Genomic DNA, 17,919 nt, shown 5'->3' with positions numbered 1-17,919 from the left:
AATATGGGAGGCATCCAAAAAGTTCCGTCAAAACGTACAACGTACTAAGTAGCTAGGCGCAATTAAATTCAAGGATAGTTTTTGGGGGCAGGGGGTGAAACCCCCTGCCTGGTGGCGCAGCCCCCACTCCCCCCGTTTACAAATTAACTGTGACTACCTACTTACTGGGAACCATTCTGTTGGAATGTCTCTTCATGGTACGCCCTCTATAAGAGAATGGCTTAATGGTAGATTAACTGCTAAATTTTGTTGCTTTAAATTTGTTGGAATCGTCCTTCCCAGAATGGCTTTTGAACATGAGTTGTGTTTATTTATGCCATTCTCCGGATTACCTCCGCCCCATTTCCTTCATACAGGTAGGGCTCAAATCTTAATGATTGTTACGGTTGGGAATTGATAGCAAGTAGTGCTGCTCATCATTACCTCTTAAGGTCTACCTCATACTGAGGTTAATTTTCTGTAATTGGGAGATAGTCTGTTCAGACTTTATCTTGAAGGACTGTAAGAGTTCTATTGATGAGACGCACGGTTATTTTAAGACGGATTGGCGTGTACGTGTCTGGTAGCATTCTCACGATTGTGGCATTACTGGCGATCGCTGCGCTCACTCCACGCAAGTGGGGCAAACTGCCCTCTAGTGGAGATTGTGGCTTGAAAATCTATGTCTCTGGTGGCGTCATGCATACCAACCTGATTGTTCCCGTGCAAACCGTTGTGTTTAATTGGGAGAAGTATCTGGATCTGGAGGAAATTGGTAACCGTCCCGCCGACGATTACCGCTATCTCCAATTTGGCTGGGGCGATCGCATCTTCTACATGGAAACCCCCTCCTGGGCGGAAATGAGCATTGCCAGCGCGCTCAGGGCCCTGTTCCTGCAGAACCCCGCCGCTATGTTTGTCAAGGTTCACTCCAGCGTTCCCCGTTACCCAGGCGAAGAACTCAGATGCATCAGCCTCGGCCATACTGATTATCTGGCCATGATGCAATTCATTGAAGCCTCATTTCAAGTTGATCCCCAAGGACAAAAGTTGCGATTGGGTAGCGGCCACGATGGAGAAAGCGGATTTTACGCCGCCACTGGCAAGTACTCAATGCTAAAAACCTGCAACTCCTGGACCGCCGACGCACTTCGGGCTGCAAATGTCAACACCCCTGTTTGGGGCGGACTGGCTCCCGCTGTCATGTTTCATCTGCGCAACGGCTGTAGCTGCCAAGAAGAAAAATGGTAAAGGGTGAGGAGGGGCGGCGTTGCTGAAAAGCAGTATGAATCGAAACGAAATTTCGAGCATACTGCATCTATTTCATACCCAAATTCAGCAACACCGGAGGGACAGGTAGTAAGTAGCTAGGCCCAACAAGGATAATTTCGGGATGGAGGGGGTGAAACCTCCTGCCTGGGGGCAGCACCCCCACTCCCCTTTTACAATTAGTTATGACTACCTACTTAGGTGGTGAAGGGGTGGTTTTCTTAAAATTCCCTTTCAAGCGATCCTCAGAACCGTCTATTCTACTCAATACGGAATGAGTGGATAAGAGATGCAGTTTTCAAAAATCTTGATTGCGAATCGTGGAGAAATCGCCCTGAGAATTCTCCGCACCTGTGAGGAGATGGGGATCGCGACCGTTGCAGTTCACTCAACCATTGACCGCCATTCCCTTCATGTACAACTGGCAGACGAGGCGGTTTGCATTGGTGAGCCCCCCAGCAGTAAGAGCTATCTGAATATCCCAAATATCATTGCTGCCGCCCTGACCCGCAACGCCACAGCGATTCATCCCGGCTATGGTTTTCTAGCAGAAAATGCCCGTTTCGCGGAGATTTGTGCTGACCACCAGATTGTCTTTATCGGTCCCTCCCCCGAAGCGATTCGAGCCATGGGCGATAAATCCACTGCTAAGAAAACGATGCAGCAGGTTGGGGTTCCCACTGTGCCAGGGAGTGTTGGACTGCTGACGGATGAGGCGGAAGCACGGGCGATCGCTCGCAAAATTGGCTACCCCGTCATTATCAAAGCAACAGCAGGTGGCGGTGGGCGTGGCATGCGTCTGGTACACGAAGACGCAGACCTGAGCAAGCTCTTCGCCGCTGCCCAGGGAGAAGCGGAAGCTGCCTTTGGCAACCCTGGTGTTTATCTTGAGAAGTTTGTCCAGAAGCCCCGCCACATCGAGTTTCAAATTCTCGCCGACAGCTACGGAAATGTAATTCACTTGGGCGAACGGGAATGTTCCATCCAACGGCGTCACCAAAAATTGCTGGAAGAAGCTCCCAGTCCAGCCTTAACCCCAATTCTGCGGGAGAAAATGGGAGTGGCGGCAGTCCTGGCCGCCAGGGCAATTAATTACGTCGGCGCAGGGACAGTAGAATTCTTGCTGGATCAGTCTGGCGAGTTTTATTTCATGGAAATGAACACTCGCATCCAGGTTGAACATCCGGTAACCGAAATGATTACAGGACTCGATCTGATTGCGGAACAAATTCGCATTGCCCAGGGAGAGCGCCTCAGTTTAACCCAGGAGCAGGTCACACTGCGGGGACATGCGATCGAATGCCGCATTAATGCCGAAGACCCTGACCATAACTTTCGTCCCAATCCGGGGCGCATCAGTGGCTACCTCCCTCCCAGTGGACCCGGTGTGCGAATGGATTCTCATGTTTATACTGACTACGAAATCCCCCCCTACTACGATTCCTTAATTGGCAAACTCATTGTCTGGGGTAGCGATCGCCCCGCCGCCATCCGTCGCATGCGACGTGCTCTCCGGGAATGTGCCATCACCGGTTTACCCACCACCATCGGTTTCCATCAGAAAATCCTGGAAACCCCAGAATTTCAAACGGGAGACGTTTATACCAATTTTGTTGAGCAGTTAATGCAACAGAGAGGCCAGAAATGACAACTCCTAAACAGTGTTCAAAATCTGCAATTCATTTTCTGTAGGGACGTTCCATGATGAAACGCTGAGATGAAACGCTGACTAAAACATTATTCTTAATAGACCCTGCTGCCCCAATAACACTTCTCGCAGCAGGCTGAAGATGCCAACCCAGATAATGGGAGTAATGTCCACACCGCCAAGTGGGGGCACGATTTTTCTGGAAGGGGCCAGAAAGGGTTCAGTTGGAATTGCAATCAAATTGAAGGGGAAGCGATTCAGGTCAGTTTGGGGATACCAGGTCAGCACGATGCGGAAAATGAACAGAAGCGTCATCAGTGCTAGCAAAATCCCCAGCCCCCAGGAAGCGATCGCCACAGCATCCATAACCCTTTCCCAAACCTTTAAGTGATGTAAACAATACGCCTTACCATTCTATCGCCTATCCCAGCCCTCCATCCCTAAAAATTTGCTCCAAAAACCTTCCTCTCCCTGCTTCTCAAGCGCGTAACAGACCGTTAAAATTATGAGGAACAAATGGTTGTTGATAGAGGTAAAGAAATCCATGACTCCGTCTTTAGTAAATTTCTTGTGGAGCTTAGTTTTGGGAGCTGTTATTGTGGTCATTCCAGTCACAGCGGCTCTAATTTTTATTAGCCAGAAAGATAAGATTAAGCGCTCTTTCTAGTGGATCAAACCAAAAGTTTTGAAGACGATGGAGGGGCCTCGCCCCCATGTTGTAAGATTTAGTGTTTGCAACACTAGTTTTATAGTTCTACGCAAACGCGTTAGGATATTGGGCTTAAAGGGGGGGTGGGGCGGTGCCCCCAGCCAGGGGTTCCACCCCTGCACCTCGTCCTAACCGCAACAACTACCGCTATATCAACCTTCCAGGCCGATGGTTGACACAAAATAGGTAGATACATCTCAAAAACCTCAGGTTAAAGTAGGGGACAGAGGCATCTGCTCTCTACGGTAACTGAGGCTTTTTTGAATGGCTTTGTTTTGGGGAACACTCTAAATTGATGAGTATCATGTCAATCTGTGAAGACATTCCATGAAATGTCACTACAGAAAGGTCCAACTTTTTAAGGCACCTTCTGTTTCAGATTGCTATTCAGTTGCTCGTTTGTGGGTATAAAAGTGGGGTACACCTGCAAAATTTGCAGATGTGTCTGTCTACCGAAACTTTGAGATTTTGGGCTTCACTCGCTACCATTAGAATGTACGTAGGGGAAATTTGCGATGGTAAACATCGGGCTAAATCCGGGCAGTCTTTTGGGCATTGCACTTGCAGTGGCAGGCGCGGCCCTTTATTTATTGAGATCCCAGCGTCCGGCCCTCGCCCGTGACCACGACATCTTTTTTGCAGCAGTGGCCCTACTCAGCGGTGGTATTCTCTTTTTCCAAGGATGGCGACTTGACCCGATTCTTCAATTTCTCCAGTTTCTTCTGGCTGGTTCAGCCGTCTTTTATGCTTATGACGGCATCCGGTTGCGGGGAGTCGCTACTCAGCAGGCGAAACGCAACACTCCCATTGTGGATGATGAGCGTCCTGTCAGCCCGGTTTACCGTGCCTATCAAGAAGCCCAATTTGATGAGCTTAATCCCTACGAAGAACGCCGACTGCGCCGGATTCCGGGTAGCCGCGAGCCCCGGTCTAACCGGGATGATTATGAGGACGACGTGCGTCCTCGTCGCACTTCCAATCGTATCAGCGGTGAAGAGCGGTTGGGACCGGGCGATCGCCCCCGTCGCATAAGCAGAACTCGGAATCGCCCTGAGCGACCCGTAGATTATCCAGCTAGCCCCGATGATATTGATTTCCGCGAGGATCGGCCCAGTCGTAGTCGAGGAAGTTCTTCCCGTCCCAATAGTGAATCTGTCAGTACCAGCCGACCCCGACGCTCCCGCCCATCTTCTGAAGAGCCGATTCCTCCTCGCGATCGCGGTATGGATGCCGAAGTATCTTCCTCAGAGTATGTAGATTATCGCCCCATCGATGACGAAGAGGATAACTGGGGAAATTACTAATGGGCAAAGGCATCAGTCGTTGGCTGATGAAATTTTTGAATGTTAGCTTAATCGGGCTGGCAACCGCATGCAGTCAGCCTAATGTGTCAGTCGGCCCCGCTGAGCTTGATAGCCGCTACAACGATGAGCAACCTGCTTTAAGTGGGGATGGCCGCTACGTGGCGTTCGTATCAAACCGTAATGGCACTCGCGCCCTTCTAATGTATGACCTGAAGCAGCGGCAGTTTTTGAATTTGCCTCGCTTAAACCGCCGGGATGCGATCGCCGAATCGCCCAGCCTCAGTTACACCGGACGGTACATTGTTTACGTTGCCAGCGACAGCGCCCGCCCCGAAATTGAATTGTATGATCGGGCAACCCAACTGCCCCAGGTGTTAACGGCAGGTTACCGGGGCTGGTTCCGTAATCCTAGCATTAGCCCCGATGGTCGCTACATCGCCTTTGAAACCGGCATTCGTGGTCAGTGGGACATTGAAGTGATTGACCGGGGGCCTGGTGTGGAACTGGACATTCCTGACTTTCAGCGATCTCGGCCTTCACCTGGAGCATCGCCCTAATTTCAAAGTTAGCCTCTAGCTCCCAGCCCTTGACTCCTGAATCGTGAAATCCCGTTTTCTACCAACTCTGCTTCTTGCCAGTTTGCTCCATGGCTGTGTAGGGCCACGATTGATTAGTTTTCCCTACGATCCCGGTGGACGCAGCCTTAATAGCCCCTATACAGAGTCCAATCCAAAGATTGCAGGTCGCTATATCGTCTTTATCTCTGACCGTCGCGGTAGCCAGGATGTTTACCTCTACGACACAGTCACTCGCTACCTGCTCGAGCTTCCCGGATTGAACGCAATTGATATGGTGGCAGAGAGTCCAGCCGTTTCTGAAAATGGACGCTTTATTGTCTTCACCGGGAACCGGGAAGGACAGTCGGATATTTACTTCTACGATCGCGACACCCGCCAGCTTCGTAACTTGACCCAGACCCTGAAGGCAGATGTCCGTAACCCCAGCATTAGCGCCGATGGAAATATTATCGCTTTCCAGTCCAGTGAGGCTGGTCAGTGGGATATCGTTTTTTTACAACCGCTTTGGGCAACCCTTGAACCAACTGAGCCTCCCCTAATAAAACTTTTCTAGTTAGAAAATTGGAAGTCGGGAATCGAGAAATATTCTTATGCTTGTCTTATGCTTGGGGCTGGGCGAAGTTTATGGGAGGTTGATTTGAAAATACTCCCCTTGACTCTCTTTTTCATTCCTAGTGTCGTACGTATAGCTATAGCCGTCAGGCCCAGGATGTAGTGCAGGGGTGGAACCTCTGGCTTGGGGGCGAAGCCCCCACACCCCCTTAAAGCCAATGTCCTAAACAACCTAGTGACAGCTATAGTTGACAGTCGCTAGTTATTAAAAAAATTACAAACAAGGAAATACCTTATCAAAACGGATCAACTACTATTTATTTCATAAGGGTATATTCCTGGTTCGCGCACTTTACTGGTGGGTAAGTTGTCCACACCCTAAATTACCCTCCACAAATTTCTTCTCATTCTCAATGCCCACATGGGCTGGCAAAGCGAACCCATCCTAAAAATTTCTAAGGTTTTGTCAGCCGCGCAGGTTGCTACCAGGTAGCAGTTTCCTGAAGGTTGCTTGCAGTTTTATCTATCGGTTACACGCAGTACGTTGTATGGCTTTACGCGAGTGCGCTAGGACATTGGAATTAGAGAGGGAGTGGGGGCGCAGCCCCCAGCCAGGGGTGGAACTCCTGCACCCCGTCCTGATCTATAGGAGTATTGCTATAGCTATTCAATAACAAAATGCAATGCCTACTTTAATTCACAAAAGACTACTTGAAAAACAAATAATTCCCTTAGCGGCAGTTTTTCTGATAGGAGGAGTGTTGGGTGCTGTAGCAGCAACTTCTGTCGCTCCTGAAGATTTAGAGTGTCGTAGAAAAAATCTTCAATCCCGCTATGTAGAAGCAATCTATGGGAGTGGGGGATTAGGAACCTGGGTCAGTCAACAGGTAAGTCCTGCGGTGGTTCACGTCATTACGGGAACGGGGACGGGAACGGGCAGCATCATTAGTTCTGATGGCCTTGTTTTAACGGCGGCTCATGTCGTTAACAATGCGAATCTGGTGGATGTCAGGTTACAAGATGGTCGAACACTAAAAGCAAACGTAGTTTCCCTGGAACACCAGATCGATTTAGCACTGCTGAAGATTCAGAACGGGGCTGGTTTACCGACTATCTCTCCCCCTCCACGCTGTTTAACCAATCCCCTGCAAAAGGCACAAAGAGTTTTTGCAGTAGGTTTTCCAGGTATCGTTCCTAAGAATGATGAGCAAACTGTTACCGAAGGTTTGCTCAGTCAAAGCGATTTACAAAATGGGCGAATTTTTACGGATGCACTTCTCAATCCTGGAAATTCAGGGGGACCTCTGCTGAATGCCAGAGCTGAAATGATTGGCGTCAATATCGCAGTGTCTAAACCGGATCAGCGGTTTGATGGGATTGGCATTGCGGTTCCAGTAACTCACATTCTGCCATTTGTGGAAAGTGCTAAGCAACTGCCTCCCAAGCAGCCTCCTTTGCAACTGGTGCTGAACGGGCAAATGGTAACCGGTAAGCTGGAAAGAAGTGATTTGATGGATAATAACGCTCCATTCTTTCTAGATCCTTATACTTTCCAGGGGTGGATTGGGCAAACGCTCTCAATTGCTATAAGAAGTCAGGATTTTGCCCCCTATGTAACCCTGATCAATGAGTAAAGCACTTAACAGTAAGCTGAATGGCAATGACATAAAAATCAGTCTGACACTCCGACAAAATGGTGGCTATAAGCTTTGGGTCACTTCTCAAAAGCCTAATCAGGTCGGGGAATACAATCTGAAAGCTTCATCCTTCATTCTCCGAAAAACGGATGTGCTCGATTTTTTTAATAGCAGACGTGATTCTAAGGGCTATCTCTATCAGGACCACTGCTTCTCAGGTTATAAAGGGCAACCAATAACAATCACATTGGTCAGCCCTAACTTCGATGCATTCCTTCAACTCCTTAATCCAGCGAAACAGCTGGTGGAGGAAAACGATGACGAACTTGAAGGGAATCAGGACTCCTCGCTGGCAGTGAATTTACCTGATGATGGTGAGTACTGCATAAGGGTTAGGGCGGCTCGCCGTCAAGGTCGAGGCTGGTATGTTTTGAAGGTTTTATGACCAGGGATCATCGCAGCCCCAACCAGGTAATCAAATCCTGATGGGTAAAAAATTCCAGCACCAGCAGAGCGACAAAGCCAACCATGGCGAAGCGCCCATTGATTTGCTCAGCGTAGGGTGTCCAGCCAAAGGCAGGTTCCGGTAAATCAGCAGGTTCGACAGATTGTTTTGGAGGCATTTCAGAACTCATGGTTAGCCACCTACGGGTTCAGGGGTATCAGTTGTAGCGTCTTCGACTTGTTGAGCAGGGTCAAGGCTCTGAACCGATTCAATCAGCGATCGCACCGTTGCTGTTCCTTCCGATGACTCAAACCGAATCGGAAACTTGCCACTGGCGATCATTCTGATCCCCAAGGGACTCAGGCTCAACAACCCCTTGAGGTCGCGGAAGGAATTTCCTACCACCTGTAAACCAAATTGACGCTCATCAATCCAGCCGCCTTTTTTAACTAGTTCGATCAAAACCTTGCGGTGGCGAATCGAGCGGCTATCTTGAGCATTCTTGCGGTCTAGAATTTTCTCCTTAATTTTGCCAATTTGATCTAAGGGAGCAACCCCCATCGGGCATACGGCATTGCAATAGTAACAGCGAGTGCAACCCCAAACTCCCTGGGTACCCTGGTTGTATTTTTCTAGTCGCTCCTCGGTTTGCTGATCACGGGAGTCAGCAACCATTCGATACGCTTTTGCCAGAGCATGGGGACCCACGAAGCTGGAATCCACTTCACGGGCGTTGCATTCTGAGTAGCAGGCACCGCAAAGAATACAGTTGCCAGATTGGTTCAGGCGCGATCGCTCCTCGGGTGTTTGCAAAAACTCGCGTTCAGGTACCTGCCGCCCAGCCGTACTGACATAAGGATCAACCGCTTCCAGGTTCTCCCAGAAGCTGTGCATATCCACCACCAGGTCTTTAATGACTGGCATATTGCCCATCGGTGCCAGAGTAATTTCTGGACTTTCTTCTAAATTGAGCGGGGAGGAATTCTCAGACACCTTGCTTACGGCAATCTGACGCAACCTGACCAGCTCACTTTTGACATTCTCTTTACAGGCCAGGGCAGAACGCCCATTAATCCGCATAGCACAGCTACCACAAATGGTATTGCGGCAGTTTTTACGAAATGCCAGCGTGCCGTCCTGTTCCCACTTGATACGATTTAAGCAGTCCAAAATTGTGGAACTGGGCTCAACATCAAGTGTATAAGTTTCAACCTGCGGACGGATAGTTGGAGCCTGGCGAAGAATTTTGAAGCGAACTTGCATCCTTAATCGTACCTATGTTCATACCTCTAGTCTAGACGTTCCATGCCCCTCTTTGTAGAAGAAAACAACATTCCTGAAACCACACCCCCAGGCATTTATCAACCTCTTTAATAGTTTTTTAAAAGTGGCACACCTGACCCTTTAGGCAATCTTTGAGCCACAATCCCAGGTTGGAGGTTAACTTTTCATATTACAAAAGGAACTATATTTTCTAGATTTATCTATTTTTATATAGACGTCCTAAATCAGTCGTGAGATTGAGAGGCTTTGTGAAAAAGGATTCCTGCCGAATCTTTTTTCACAATCCAAAGAGGACCGCTATATTTGTTTAAGTTATCTCATAGTTCATCCACCGAGTTAAATAATTCCAGTTTTTTCCCTCATCTGCAACGAAATGCATAGCATACAGTAGTCATCACCCTAATTGGGTTTAAATTCATTGGGGACAACAATTCTGTTGAACAAAATAAGATTCTCCACAGCAACAACCTTTCTCGTAACTCCTTAGAATTCATCGATCATTTGACGCTTCCCTTTATAGAAGAAACGGAAAATGAGTCAAAACTGCGAGAAAGATACTGCAAAAATTGTTGTCAAATTATAGGGATTAAAGGATATATTTTTTATAATGCTAGGATAACAGTCCTGACTTGTTCATTACCTTTATCCTCTCGGAATTCTCAGGCTATCGAGATGACTGAAACTGTAACAACCCCGCTCACTGGAAAAGCACTGCTTCAAAAAGTAAAAGAACTTTCCCATTTGCCCCGCCGAGAAACAGCCAAGCGCTGTGGTTATTACACGGTCACCAAAAACAACCAGACTCGCGTGAATCTCACAGACTTCTATGATGCTGTACTGGCTGCGAGAGGAATTCCACTGAGCCCAGAAGGCTCAAAAGATGGTCGTGGTCGTGAGCCAACCTACCGGGTTAGTGTCCACAAAAATGGGCAAATCGTAATTGGCGCAGCCTACACTCAAGCGATGGGATTAAAGCCAGGAGATGAGTTTGAAATTAAGCTCGGCTATAAGCATATTCACCTTATTCAACTCGACAGTAGTAAGGGTGATAGTAATGGCTCCTACTCGCGAGATGAGTAGATAGAGAAGAAAATCAATCTGACTAAAAGTAACTTTTTAAGGGGGCAGGGTTCCTTTTAAGAGTTGTTTCCTTTGCAGAAATCTGCTCTGGCAATGATTATTTTTGAGTCATTAAGCTTATTTGAAAATCTTCTAGAGGGACGTTTCGCGATCTCTTCCATTGGCATTTTTTTTCTGGTCTGGATTGTTTCGTGGTTGCCGATCGCAATCCCGCTGTCAATCCTCTTTCAATGGCGCCCACCAGCCCCGTTGACCGTTCAGCAAAAGCTTCCTCTGGTTCTATCGCTTTATGCTCTGGCTCCCCTGATTCTGTGGGGCGCTGCCTGGCTTGAAAAAATTCCATTTTCCACCTATGGGTTGAGTTGGGACCTTTCAGTTCTGCAATCCGTGGTGATTGGACTGAGCCTGGGAATATTGGGAGTGATGCTCCTGTTTGCCCTGGAAGGGGGAATGGGATGGGTTATCTGGCTCCCCCCTGGATGGAGGCTGTTGGGGAGCATCCTGCCGCTTACATTTTTGATTGGGTTAGTGGTAAGTCTTGTTGAAGAACTGGTTTTTCGAGGATTTTTGCTGAATCAGCTCCAGTTAGCATTTTCTCCCTGGCTAGCTGGGGTCGGTTCAAGCCTCATTTTTTCTGTGCTCCACCTTGTTTGGGAGGGGAAAGAGGCTATTCCTCAGTTACCGGGACTGGGATTGATGGGAATCGTCCTGGTTCTGGCCCGCTGGGCCGATGGGGGTAGCTTGGGGCTGGCGATCGGGTTACACGCTGGCTGGATAGGGATTATGGCAAGCCTGGACTCTACCCAGTCCATTCATTACAGCGAACGTAACCTGGAGTGGATGACGGGTTTATCAGGAAAACCATTAGCAGGAGTTATGGGACTCTTACTCCTTCTATTAACCGCCACTGTTGTGTGGGGGTTGGGTAACATCAACGGTGGTTTAGCTGTAGGATGAAACATCCTCACCACATTCGTCTGCCAGATAGGAGAGGGCGCGGAACCGCAGACTAACGAGTTGTTCGTAAAGGGGGTTGAGCTTACACAGGGGCGGAATATGAGCCACCTTGCGCCCAAATAAATTGATATCTCGTTCAAACGGACATTGAGAGGGGATCAATTTGCAAAGAAAGCGAGCTAACTTAGGATCGTGAATCTCCATCTGATCCAGCCAGTCTTTGACTGGGTGAAGCACATCTGGATGCGGTTGGGGTAAATTCAATTCTGAAGTTGAAGGGGTTGCTTCGGCAGTCTGCTGTTCGGCAGCAGGGTCGCACAGAGTCGAGCGCAGAACCTCCAGGATTTCTAATCGCAAACCCAGGGCATGACAGTAATTTTGAAGTAGCTCATCCTCACAGAAGGAATAGGCTCCATCGGCTACAGCAACCATCACCGCCGTTCTGAGAAAGTTCTCTGCTGTCCTGGGGTCACGCCCCAAAGCGATCGCAAGTTCTTCGGAGGATACGGGTTCTAGGGCGGTTGATTTATCCGTGGCGCTCAATGTTTGCTGAGTGAGGGCGCTAATCAGGTTTTGCTCTTCCAGGTCAAAGTGTCCATCAGACCAGGCGATCGTCAATAAACCCCTCAACCAGACCGAAATTTGTTCATCTGTGTAGGGAGATTGAGTTGTGCTAGTCATCTGAGTCATATCAATCGATATCACATTCTGGGTTGATTCTAGCCTTTTATCTATCTGGCGAAGCTGTAAACTGGAAGACTGAAATACTGAATGTAAGGATTTCCAGTGACTCTATACGAGTTTGGTTTGTTGCTGATCACAGTCTTTACGGCAGGTGCGGGGCAACTTTTTCTGAAGATGGGTGCCCTCAAACTGGGCAGGGTGGATACTAACAATGCCCTCAGCCATGTTGTGAGTATTCTGTTTACGCCGGAGCTAGTGTTTGGTCTGGCTCTCTACGGGTTGAGTGCGGTTCTCTACATTCTGCTATTAACTCGTGTAAATTTGAGTGCTGCGGGTCCGGCGGTTGCCATTGGCTACATCTTTTCGGTGTTGATGGGCTATTTCTATTTTCGAGAAGCCATCCCGTTAAGTCGGTTGATTGGGTTGGGGCTGATTGTTTCTGGAGTTGTTTTGGTGCTGTGGAAGAAATAGTTGATTGCAGGGAAAGGGCGGATGGATGGATGAGTTATGCCTTCGGGCTTCTATTCCCCGCTTGCTCATCTGTTGTCGATTTCCAACTGTCGATTTCCAACTATAGATACCTGTAAAGCAACTGGAGGGTTTCTTGCCCTGTTTTTTTCCAGCTAAATAAATTGGCTCTGGCCAGGCCAGCTGCACGCAGTTGGGAATGTAATTCGGGTTCGGTGGCCACCCGATACATGGCCTGGGCGATCGCTCCCACATCATACGGATCAACCAGAATTGCCGCATCTCCAGCAACCTCTGGCAGGGAAGCCAGGTGGGAGGTAATCACCGGAGTTCCACAGGCCATTGCTTCCAGGACGGGCAATCCAAACCCCTCCCACAGACTGGGCAAGACTAACGCGATCGCCTGGTTCATGAGGATTGGCAAATCTGTGTAGGCAACATAGTTCAAAAATTTGACCTGGGCTTGCAATTCCAATTCTGAAATTTGGGTCTGGAGGGTAGGTAATTGCCGTTGATCGGAGGGTCCTGCCAACCACAGTTCGTAGTCTGACCGATGAGGCAATGTGGCAAAGGCAGAAATCAGCCGCTGCACATTCTTGTAAGGAGACATACGCCCCAGGTACAGAAAATAGTTCTGGGTTGGCAGGTTGAGAAAGCGAAAGTTTTCCCGGTCGTAAGCCAGTGGAATGGGAGTAATCTTGCTGGCTGGAATATGGCAGAAATGGATGATGTCGTTGGCTGTGGCTTTCGAGTTACAGAGGATATGCTGGGCCTGTTGCAAAACGGGAGGGATGTAGTAGCGGTTATACAAACGGGCAGGAGAAAGCCGTTGAAAGAAGCGAAGTGGAATGAGATCGTGAACCGTCACGATCCAGCGGCAACGCGAACCCAGGGGGGCTTCGGGAATTGGGGAAAATAATAGCCTGGAAGCCAGTTGGTGATACAGTCTAGGAATCTGACACTGAGTCCAAAACAGGCGTTTCAAATGACCTTTCAATCCATACTCTGCTGTCAGGTCAGGGGGCGATCGATGGAATCGATGTCCGGGCAGTTCAAACGGACCTACAATATCGGCATCTAACCCCCCTAACTCTTTGACTAAGTTGAGGCTGTAGGTGGCCAACCCCGTTGGTTGGGGAAGAACTGAGGACAGGTTAATCAGAATGGACATGGGTAATGGGCAATAGGCAATGGACAATGGGCAACAGATGATTGAGGGTAACCCTTGCCCGTCGCCTGCCGCCAGTTGTGCACCACCTCCATACCCCATAGCGGTTTTCATTTGATGAGGTGCGGGAGGTATTAAGGTACATTGAGGTGCAGAGTACCTTTACTGTAACTCGCACCTTGAAAAAGGCTATATCATTACAGGCGACTGACTGGCATCACGGTTCCTAAATAACTCTGTACCAGGCTAATCATATTTTGGGGCTCTGGAGGTTTAGTTAAAAAGTCAGAAGCACCAGCTAAGCGGGCACGAGTGCGATCGATCAATCCATCCTGGCTGGTGAGAATGATGATTGGGGTATTTTGAAAGGCTGGTGTTTTACGTAGAAAGCTACAGAGGTTATAGCCACTGGTATCGGGCATCACCAGGTCAAGAAAGATCAGGTCAGGCTTGTGTTTAACCAGGGTGGCAATCCCTGATAACGGATCTTGTATATTTACCACGCGGTAACCTGCTGGTTCCAAAATGGTTGCCAGAACCTGGCCAACGGTTGGGCTATCGTCAATACAGGCGATGACTGGTCTTTTTCGTCTGCCTACGGCAGTCGTGGGGCACTGGGTTGGTCCAGCAAGAGGTGGCAAATCGGGCACTTCTTCGAGGGCGATCGCCCCTTGCTGAACCCAGGGCAAAATAAATCGGGTAACGGCTGTAATGGGGCGTTGAGCGTGGGAAGCGATATCCCACAGGGTGTGTTGCCCGGTCAGAAATGGATTGAGTTTATCGGGTAGCGGTACTCCATCGGGTTGATTGTCTAAAAAAGATTGTTTGAGAATGGGAGAACGGTAGGGACTGAGGGCATCCAATTCCAGAGCTTTCCATTGTTTCCAGAGGGTTTGCGATTGCTCCAAAACCTCTTCTACCTGAGACGACGACAGCAGTAAACTGAGAGCTGCATTATCCTTCAGCGCAAAACGCTGCATTGAGTACCAATCACTGGTAAGCACCGGATTGCTGACCAATGAAAACAGCACCTCCTGCAAGCTAGCTTTGATGATGGTTTGAGCTTGTGAAACGCTGAGATGGCTCTGTGTCACCTGATAACTCAACAAATGGTACTCCCAGGGCTCTTCCTGGGGAACACAGGAAACTTTCAAGTTTGGATAAACCTGCCTCACTGTCCGGTACCAGCGTCGCACCCGGTGCAGACTACCCGTCCCATAAACGAGGCGGCCATGGAAAAAATACAGCTTCCACTGGAGATCCCGACTACTAAACGTCAACTCACCCGTTGCCCGCTGTTGAGTCAACGATGCCAGGGTACGGGCGGCATTCGCGTATCCGATAGATGCAGAAGTCATTAGCGAGAATATCGACTGATTTGTTCTAAAAATTTTCCTGTTGCCCGAAGTCTAATCATTCCCAAACACTGGGAAGAATGGGAATTACCCTGAATTCTGGAGAAAGAGGGTAGGGTATATCCGAGGAAGCACCCCTCGAAAACCTGAACAGGATAGAGCAGAATTTGGCGGAATGTCTGGAGCAAGATAGATGCCTGAGTCAGGAATTTACCAGAGAAACTTCCCGTATTTTTGCGGAGATTTTCCTGCTTCATCAGGAGCAAAGACTGAGAAAAAAGGGCACACTGAGTTAGCACCCGTCAAATTCGCCGGAAACGCAACCAGCATGAGAGACCGAATTCAGCAACTAATCGAAAACTTGGGGCAGGCAATCGTCGGTAAACAGGACGCCATTCGTCTTGTGCTGGTCGCTTTAATATCAGGGGGACATACGCTGCTGGAAGATGTTCCAGGGGTTGGCAAAACGCTGCTCGCTAAATCTCTAGCTAAATCCATTGATGGGAGATTTCAGCGAATTCAGTGCACCCCTGATCTTTTACCCACGGACGTTACCGGCACCAACATCTGGAATCAGCGCACGGGTGAGTTTGAGTTCCTACCCGGACCAGTATTTGCCAATGTGCTGCTAGCCGATGAGGTCAACCGGGCAACTCCCAGAACGCAATCGGCGCTGCTAGAGGTGATGGAAGAGCATCAGGTTACTGTTGATGGGGTGACTCGCAAAGTTCCCAATCCTTTTTTTGTGATTGCAACTCAAAATCCGGTGGAATACCAGGGAACATTTCCTCTCCCAGAAGCGCAAATGGATCGGTTTACATTATCGTTGTCGCTGGGCTATCCCACAGAGGGAGAAGAATTACAGATGCTGCAACGGCTTCAGGCAGGAGTGGATGTGGGTGAATTGCAACCTTGTATTTCGCTCCAGGAAATTCAGGAGCTTCAGCGCCTGGCGGCGCTTGTAACCGTGGAGTCGTCGCTGCAACAGTACATTGTGAATCTGGTTCGCGCAACCCGGCATGATGAGGAAATTACCCTTGGAATTAGCCCCAGGGGTACGGTTGCCCTCTTTCGCGCGGCCCAGGCACTCGCTTTTTTGGAAGACCGGGATTATGCCATTCCCGATGATGTGAAGTATCTTGCGCCCTATGTTCTTTCCCATCGCATGATTCCGGCAGGGGGACGACGGGCACGGGCGATTGTGGAAAGGTTATTGCACTTGGTGCCAATTCCATAAGCAGGGTTGGGCGATCGCATGCTCTTCAGCTTTATCTTCTCTCTGTCCTGTTTGGGAGCAATTGATTTAATCTGGATCCAACTGAATCTCAAGAAAAGGGGTTGTCAACTAGCAATTTAGCAGTACAATTGTACTATTCATTCTTTTGGGTGATGCTCTGGGTCTCTTCACTGAGCTAGCCCTGCTGCTAAACTAACTGGTTACCCCCCCAACCATGGAAGAACTTCAAGCCCGCATTAAAGCCATCCGTGCGCTGCGAACTGAGATGAACCTTGCCAGACAGCCTGATTCGGAGCTGCTCGACGCAAGCGAGGCGGATTGCCAGGGTGAGGCAAGCATTGTGGAAATGCCCGAAAGGGCGCTCGATACAGCCGAAGAAACCAGGCCAGTGTCGCGATCGCGGCGCAAGTCGCAATCGTCTTCTAAACGAAAATCCCAAACTCCGGCGTCCAAGCAAAAGCCACTGGTTCCCTTTCGGCAATTGCGGGAGAACCAGCAGCCGTTTATGGATGATTTGAAGCGGCTAGAGGCACAGGCAGAGCGAATTAATCAAATACTAGCTGAACGGTCCCGCCCACAATATCAGCAAGAACAACCCGATGATGAACCAGAAATGAGATCTCAAGCTACCCCTGCTGGACGAACGCGATCGTCTCCTGGCATAAAGCAGTCCTCAAAAGGTTCTAAACAGGCAAACCGATCCTATGACGAGGGGGAGGAGCTACAGATGGCAGCGCTGGACGATGAAGATACTGAAAATCTGAAAATTCAAGCCGAGCGTATTCACCAGCTACTGGCAGAGCTAGAGGAAACGATTCGGCAGGCAGGGGCGATCGCTCAGGAACCCCAGCGAATAACGAATTCTCCCAGGACCGTGACTGAGGGGGAAAATAGGTTGCGGCGATTGCAGGATTCCAGCCCCATTCTCGAATACAGGCGATCGCCGGAACCTTCTACCCAGTTTCAAGCACGTCAAGTTCAAACCCAACCGCAGGGAATGCCACAAAAGAACGTCAAGCGAGCTGTACAGGAAGCCGCAGAAACCGCTCAGGCTCTGCGCTATCTCACCAATCGGGAAAGCAGTTCCATGCCAAACGGAACCTTCAACGGAAACAGTTATTCACAATTACCCCATTCAGAGGCATTTTGGCAGAAGTTTCCCCAACCTCACTACGCTCCTCAGAGCCAATTTTCGATAAAGCGTTTGGGACTCCTGCAGGCTCTCTTTCAAGTGCCTCAAAAACCGATAGACAAACTAGGAGATGCCGTTCTCTGGATTGTGCTTTCGGCAGTGGTAAGGGTTGGGTTTCAATTCCTGATGATGACCTATTCTGCTTATTCACCCCTGATTATCGGTTTGATGTTAGCTCCTGCCGCGCTGGCAGTTTACCTGGCGATTTTCGCACCCAAAGCTGAACCGGTATCGGTCTACCGCTTGTTTCTCATTATGCTGGGGCTCCTACTGGGAGGGAAGCTTTTTTGATACCCAATACCGTGATATGCCGGGACTCGCAGGATGGGGGTGGCTAGATGAATAGCTGACGGCTACCTGGATTCGGTAGCAA

19 protein-coding genes are annotated in these 17,919 nt (G+C 49.2%); 13 read left to right on the top strand and 6 right to left on the bottom strand.

Annotated elements, in window-relative coordinates; genetic code table 11:
• Window positions 1–516 precede the first annotated feature (516 nt).
• Together P4D80_RS11945 and accC are read left to right on the top strand one after the other, a co-directional pair.
• Window positions 517–1,230, top strand: coding sequence for a TIGR02117 family protein (locus P4D80_RS11945; RefSeq protein ID WP_421659369.1), 714 nt, complete (start codon window positions 517–519; stop codon window positions 1,228–1,230).
• A gap of 307 nt (window positions 1,231–1,537) precedes the next feature.
• Window positions 1,538–2,896 (top strand): acetyl-CoA carboxylase biotin carboxylase subunit, encoded by a 1,359-nt coding sequence (accC, locus tag P4D80_RS11940; RefSeq protein ID WP_421659368.1) that lies wholly within the window; start codon window positions 1,538–1,540, stop codon window positions 2,894–2,896.
• 81 nt (window positions 2,897–2,977) lie between these two features.
• Here accC and P4D80_RS11935 read toward each other — a convergent pair whose 3' ends face one another.
• Complete coding sequence (locus P4D80_RS11935; protein WP_421659367.1) at window positions 2,978–3,262, bottom strand: YggT family protein; 285 nt, start codon at window positions 3,260–3,262, stop codon at window positions 2,978–2,980.
• A gap of 178 nt (window positions 3,263–3,440) precedes the next feature.
• On the opposite strand from P4D80_RS11935, the gene psbX reads away from it, so the two are divergent.
• The 6 genes from psbX (at window position 3,441) to P4D80_RS11905 (ending at window position 8,121) form a co-directional block, all read left to right on the top strand.
• On the top strand, window positions 3,441–3,563 hold the full coding sequence (gene psbX, locus P4D80_RS11930) for a photosystem II reaction center protein PsbX (RefSeq protein WP_421659366.1): 123 nt from the start codon (window positions 3,441–3,443) through the stop codon (window positions 3,561–3,563).
• A 557-nt stretch (window positions 3,564–4,120) separates the two neighbouring features.
• The gene (locus tag P4D80_RS11925; RefSeq protein ID WP_421659365.1) at window positions 4,121–4,909 is read left to right on the top strand and encodes a Ycf66 family protein; all 789 of its coding nucleotides are present in this window, start codon (window positions 4,121–4,123) and stop codon (window positions 4,907–4,909) included.
• Window positions 4,909–5,466 carry a TolB family protein gene (locus P4D80_RS11920; protein WP_421659364.1) on the top strand — a complete coding sequence of 186 codons (558 nt, stop codon included), beginning with the start codon at window positions 4,909–4,911 and terminating at the stop codon, window positions 5,464–5,466. Before P4D80_RS11925 ends, P4D80_RS11920 begins: the two co-directional genes overlap by 1 nt.
• A gap of 43 nt (window positions 5,467–5,509) precedes the next feature.
• Entirely contained in the window at window positions 5,510–6,040 is a 531-nt protein-coding gene (locus P4D80_RS11915; protein ID WP_421659363.1) for a TolB family protein, read from the top strand.
• Between the two features lie 757 nt (window positions 6,041–6,797).
• Window positions 6,798–7,673, top strand: a complete 876-nt coding sequence (locus tag P4D80_RS11910) for a S1C family serine protease (RefSeq protein WP_421659362.1) — start codon at window positions 6,798–6,800, stop codon at window positions 7,671–7,673.
• A complete protein-coding gene (locus P4D80_RS11905) occupies window positions 7,666–8,121 on the top strand; it encodes a PPC domain-containing protein (protein ID WP_421659361.1) in 456 nt (151 codons plus the stop codon). Before P4D80_RS11910 ends, P4D80_RS11905 begins: the two co-directional genes overlap by 8 nt.
• Window positions 8,122–8,128: 7 nt before the next feature.
• Here the strand turns inward: P4D80_RS11905 and P4D80_RS11900 are convergent, their stop codons facing one another.
• Both P4D80_RS11900 and P4D80_RS11895 read right to left on the bottom strand, forming a co-directional pair.
• Window positions 8,129–8,311, bottom strand: coding sequence for a chlorophyll a/b-binding protein (locus P4D80_RS11900; protein WP_421659360.1), 183 nt, complete (start codon window positions 8,309–8,311; stop codon window positions 8,129–8,131).
• A gap of 2 nt (window positions 8,312–8,313) precedes the next feature.
• Window positions 8,314–9,384, bottom strand: coding sequence for a succinate dehydrogenase/fumarate reductase iron-sulfur subunit (locus P4D80_RS11895; RefSeq protein WP_421659359.1), 1,071 nt, complete (start codon window positions 9,382–9,384; stop codon window positions 8,314–8,316).
• Between the two features lie 693 nt (window positions 9,385–10,077).
• On the opposite strand from P4D80_RS11895, the gene P4D80_RS11890 reads away from it, so the two are divergent.
• Together P4D80_RS11890 and P4D80_RS11885 are read left to right on the top strand one after the other, a co-directional pair.
• Window positions 10,078–10,485, top strand: a complete 408-nt coding sequence (locus tag P4D80_RS11890) for an AbrB family transcriptional regulator (RefSeq protein ID WP_421659358.1) — start codon at window positions 10,078–10,080, stop codon at window positions 10,483–10,485.
• A gap of 72 nt (window positions 10,486–10,557) precedes the next feature.
• Window positions 10,558–11,442, top strand: a complete 885-nt coding sequence (locus P4D80_RS11885; protein ID WP_421659357.1) for a CPBP family intramembrane glutamic endopeptidase — start codon at window positions 10,558–10,560, stop codon at window positions 11,440–11,442.
• Here the strand turns inward: P4D80_RS11885 and P4D80_RS11880 are convergent.
• On the bottom strand, window positions 11,428–12,132 hold the full coding sequence (locus tag P4D80_RS11880) for a Mo-dependent nitrogenase C-terminal domain-containing protein (RefSeq protein ID WP_421659356.1): 705 nt from the start codon (window positions 12,130–12,132) through the stop codon (window positions 11,428–11,430). The genes P4D80_RS11885 and P4D80_RS11880 overlap by 15 nt on opposite strands.
• Window positions 12,133–12,228: 96 nt before the next feature.
• Between P4D80_RS11880 and P4D80_RS11875 the strand changes: the two genes are divergently transcribed.
• Complete coding sequence (locus tag P4D80_RS11875; protein WP_421659355.1) at window positions 12,229–12,597, top strand: EamA-like transporter family protein; 369 nt, start codon at window positions 12,229–12,231, stop codon at window positions 12,595–12,597.
• 100 nt (window positions 12,598–12,697) lie between these two features.
• Here the strand turns inward: P4D80_RS11875 and P4D80_RS11870 are convergent, their stop codons facing one another.
• Complete coding sequence (locus P4D80_RS11870) at window positions 12,698–13,876, bottom strand: glycosyltransferase family 4 protein (protein WP_421659354.1); 1,179 nt, start codon at window positions 13,874–13,876, stop codon at window positions 12,698–12,700.
• 83 nt (window positions 13,877–13,959) lie between these two features.
• The gene (locus tag P4D80_RS11865; protein WP_421659353.1) at window positions 13,960–15,120 is read right to left on the bottom strand and encodes a response regulator; all 1,161 of its coding nucleotides are present in this window, start codon (window positions 15,118–15,120) and stop codon (window positions 13,960–13,962) included.
• 325 nt (window positions 15,121–15,445) lie between these two features.
• On the opposite strand from P4D80_RS11865, the gene P4D80_RS11860 reads away from it, so the two are divergent.
• Both P4D80_RS11860 and P4D80_RS11855 read left to right on the top strand, forming a co-directional pair.
• Window positions 15,446–16,354: an AAA family ATPase gene (locus P4D80_RS11860; RefSeq protein ID WP_421659352.1), complete on the top strand. Its 909-nt coding sequence runs from the start codon at window positions 15,446–15,448 to the stop codon at window positions 16,352–16,354.
• A gap of 214 nt (window positions 16,355–16,568) precedes the next feature.
• Window positions 16,569–17,837 carry a hypothetical protein gene (locus tag P4D80_RS11855; protein ID WP_421659351.1) on the top strand — a complete coding sequence of 423 codons (1,269 nt, stop codon included), beginning with the start codon at window positions 16,569–16,571 and terminating at the stop codon, window positions 17,835–17,837.
• Window positions 17,838–17,919: the final 82 nt, after the last annotated feature.

Source organism: Leptothermofonsia sp. ETS-13 (assembly GCF_049200465.1).
Taxonomy (GTDB): Bacteria; Cyanobacteriota; Cyanobacteriia; order Leptolyngbyales; family Leptolyngbyaceae; genus Leptothermofonsia.
Note: the sequence above shows the minus strand (reverse complement) of the source record. Positions and strands in the feature narration are given on the sequence as shown.

Excerpts from the sequence above, each read along its gene's own strand:
- accC (WP_421659368.1), top strand. The coding sequence starts at position 1,538 with ATGCAGTTTTCAAAAATCTTGATTGCGAATCGTGGAGAAATCGCCCTG.
- P4D80_RS11870 (WP_421659354.1), bottom strand. The coding sequence starts at position 13,876 with ATGAAAACCGCTATGGGGTATGGAGGTGGTGCACAACTGGCGGCAGGC.
- P4D80_RS11900 (WP_421659360.1), bottom strand. The coding sequence starts at position 8,311 with ATGAGTTCTGAAATGCCTCCAAAACAATCTGTCGAACCTGCTGATTTA.
- P4D80_RS11890 (WP_421659358.1), top strand. The coding sequence starts at position 10,078 with ATGACTGAAACTGTAACAACCCCGCTCACTGGAAAAGCACTGCTTCAA.
- psbX (WP_421659366.1), top strand. The coding sequence starts at position 3,441 with ATGACTCCGTCTTTAGTAAATTTCTTGTGGAGCTTAGTTTTGGGAGCT.
- P4D80_RS11865 (WP_421659353.1), bottom strand. The coding sequence starts at position 15,120 with ATGACTTCTGCATCTATCGGATACGCGAATGCCGCCCGTACCCTGGCA.
- P4D80_RS11925 (WP_421659365.1), top strand. The coding sequence starts at position 4,121 with ATGGTAAACATCGGGCTAAATCCGGGCAGTCTTTTGGGCATTGCACTT.
- P4D80_RS11855 (WP_421659351.1), top strand. The coding sequence starts at position 16,569 with ATGGAAGAACTTCAAGCCCGCATTAAAGCCATCCGTGCGCTGCGAACT.
- P4D80_RS11880 (WP_421659356.1), bottom strand. The coding sequence starts at position 12,132 with ATGACTCAGATGACTAGCACAACTCAATCTCCCTACACAGATGAACAA.
- P4D80_RS11905 (WP_421659361.1), top strand. The coding sequence starts at position 7,666 with ATGAGTAAAGCACTTAACAGTAAGCTGAATGGCAATGACATAAAAATC.
- P4D80_RS11895 (WP_421659359.1), bottom strand. The coding sequence starts at position 9,384 with ATGCAAGTTCGCTTCAAAATTCTTCGCCAGGCTCCAACTATCCGTCCG.
- P4D80_RS11920 (WP_421659364.1), top strand. The coding sequence starts at position 4,909 with ATGGGCAAAGGCATCAGTCGTTGGCTGATGAAATTTTTGAATGTTAGC.
- P4D80_RS11945 (WP_421659369.1), top strand. The coding sequence starts at position 517 with ATGAGACGCACGGTTATTTTAAGACGGATTGGCGTGTACGTGTCTGGT.
- P4D80_RS11935 (WP_421659367.1), bottom strand. The coding sequence starts at position 3,262 with ATGGATGCTGTGGCGATCGCTTCCTGGGGGCTGGGGATTTTGCTAGCA.
- P4D80_RS11860 (WP_421659352.1), top strand. The coding sequence starts at position 15,446 with ATGAGAGACCGAATTCAGCAACTAATCGAAAACTTGGGGCAGGCAATC.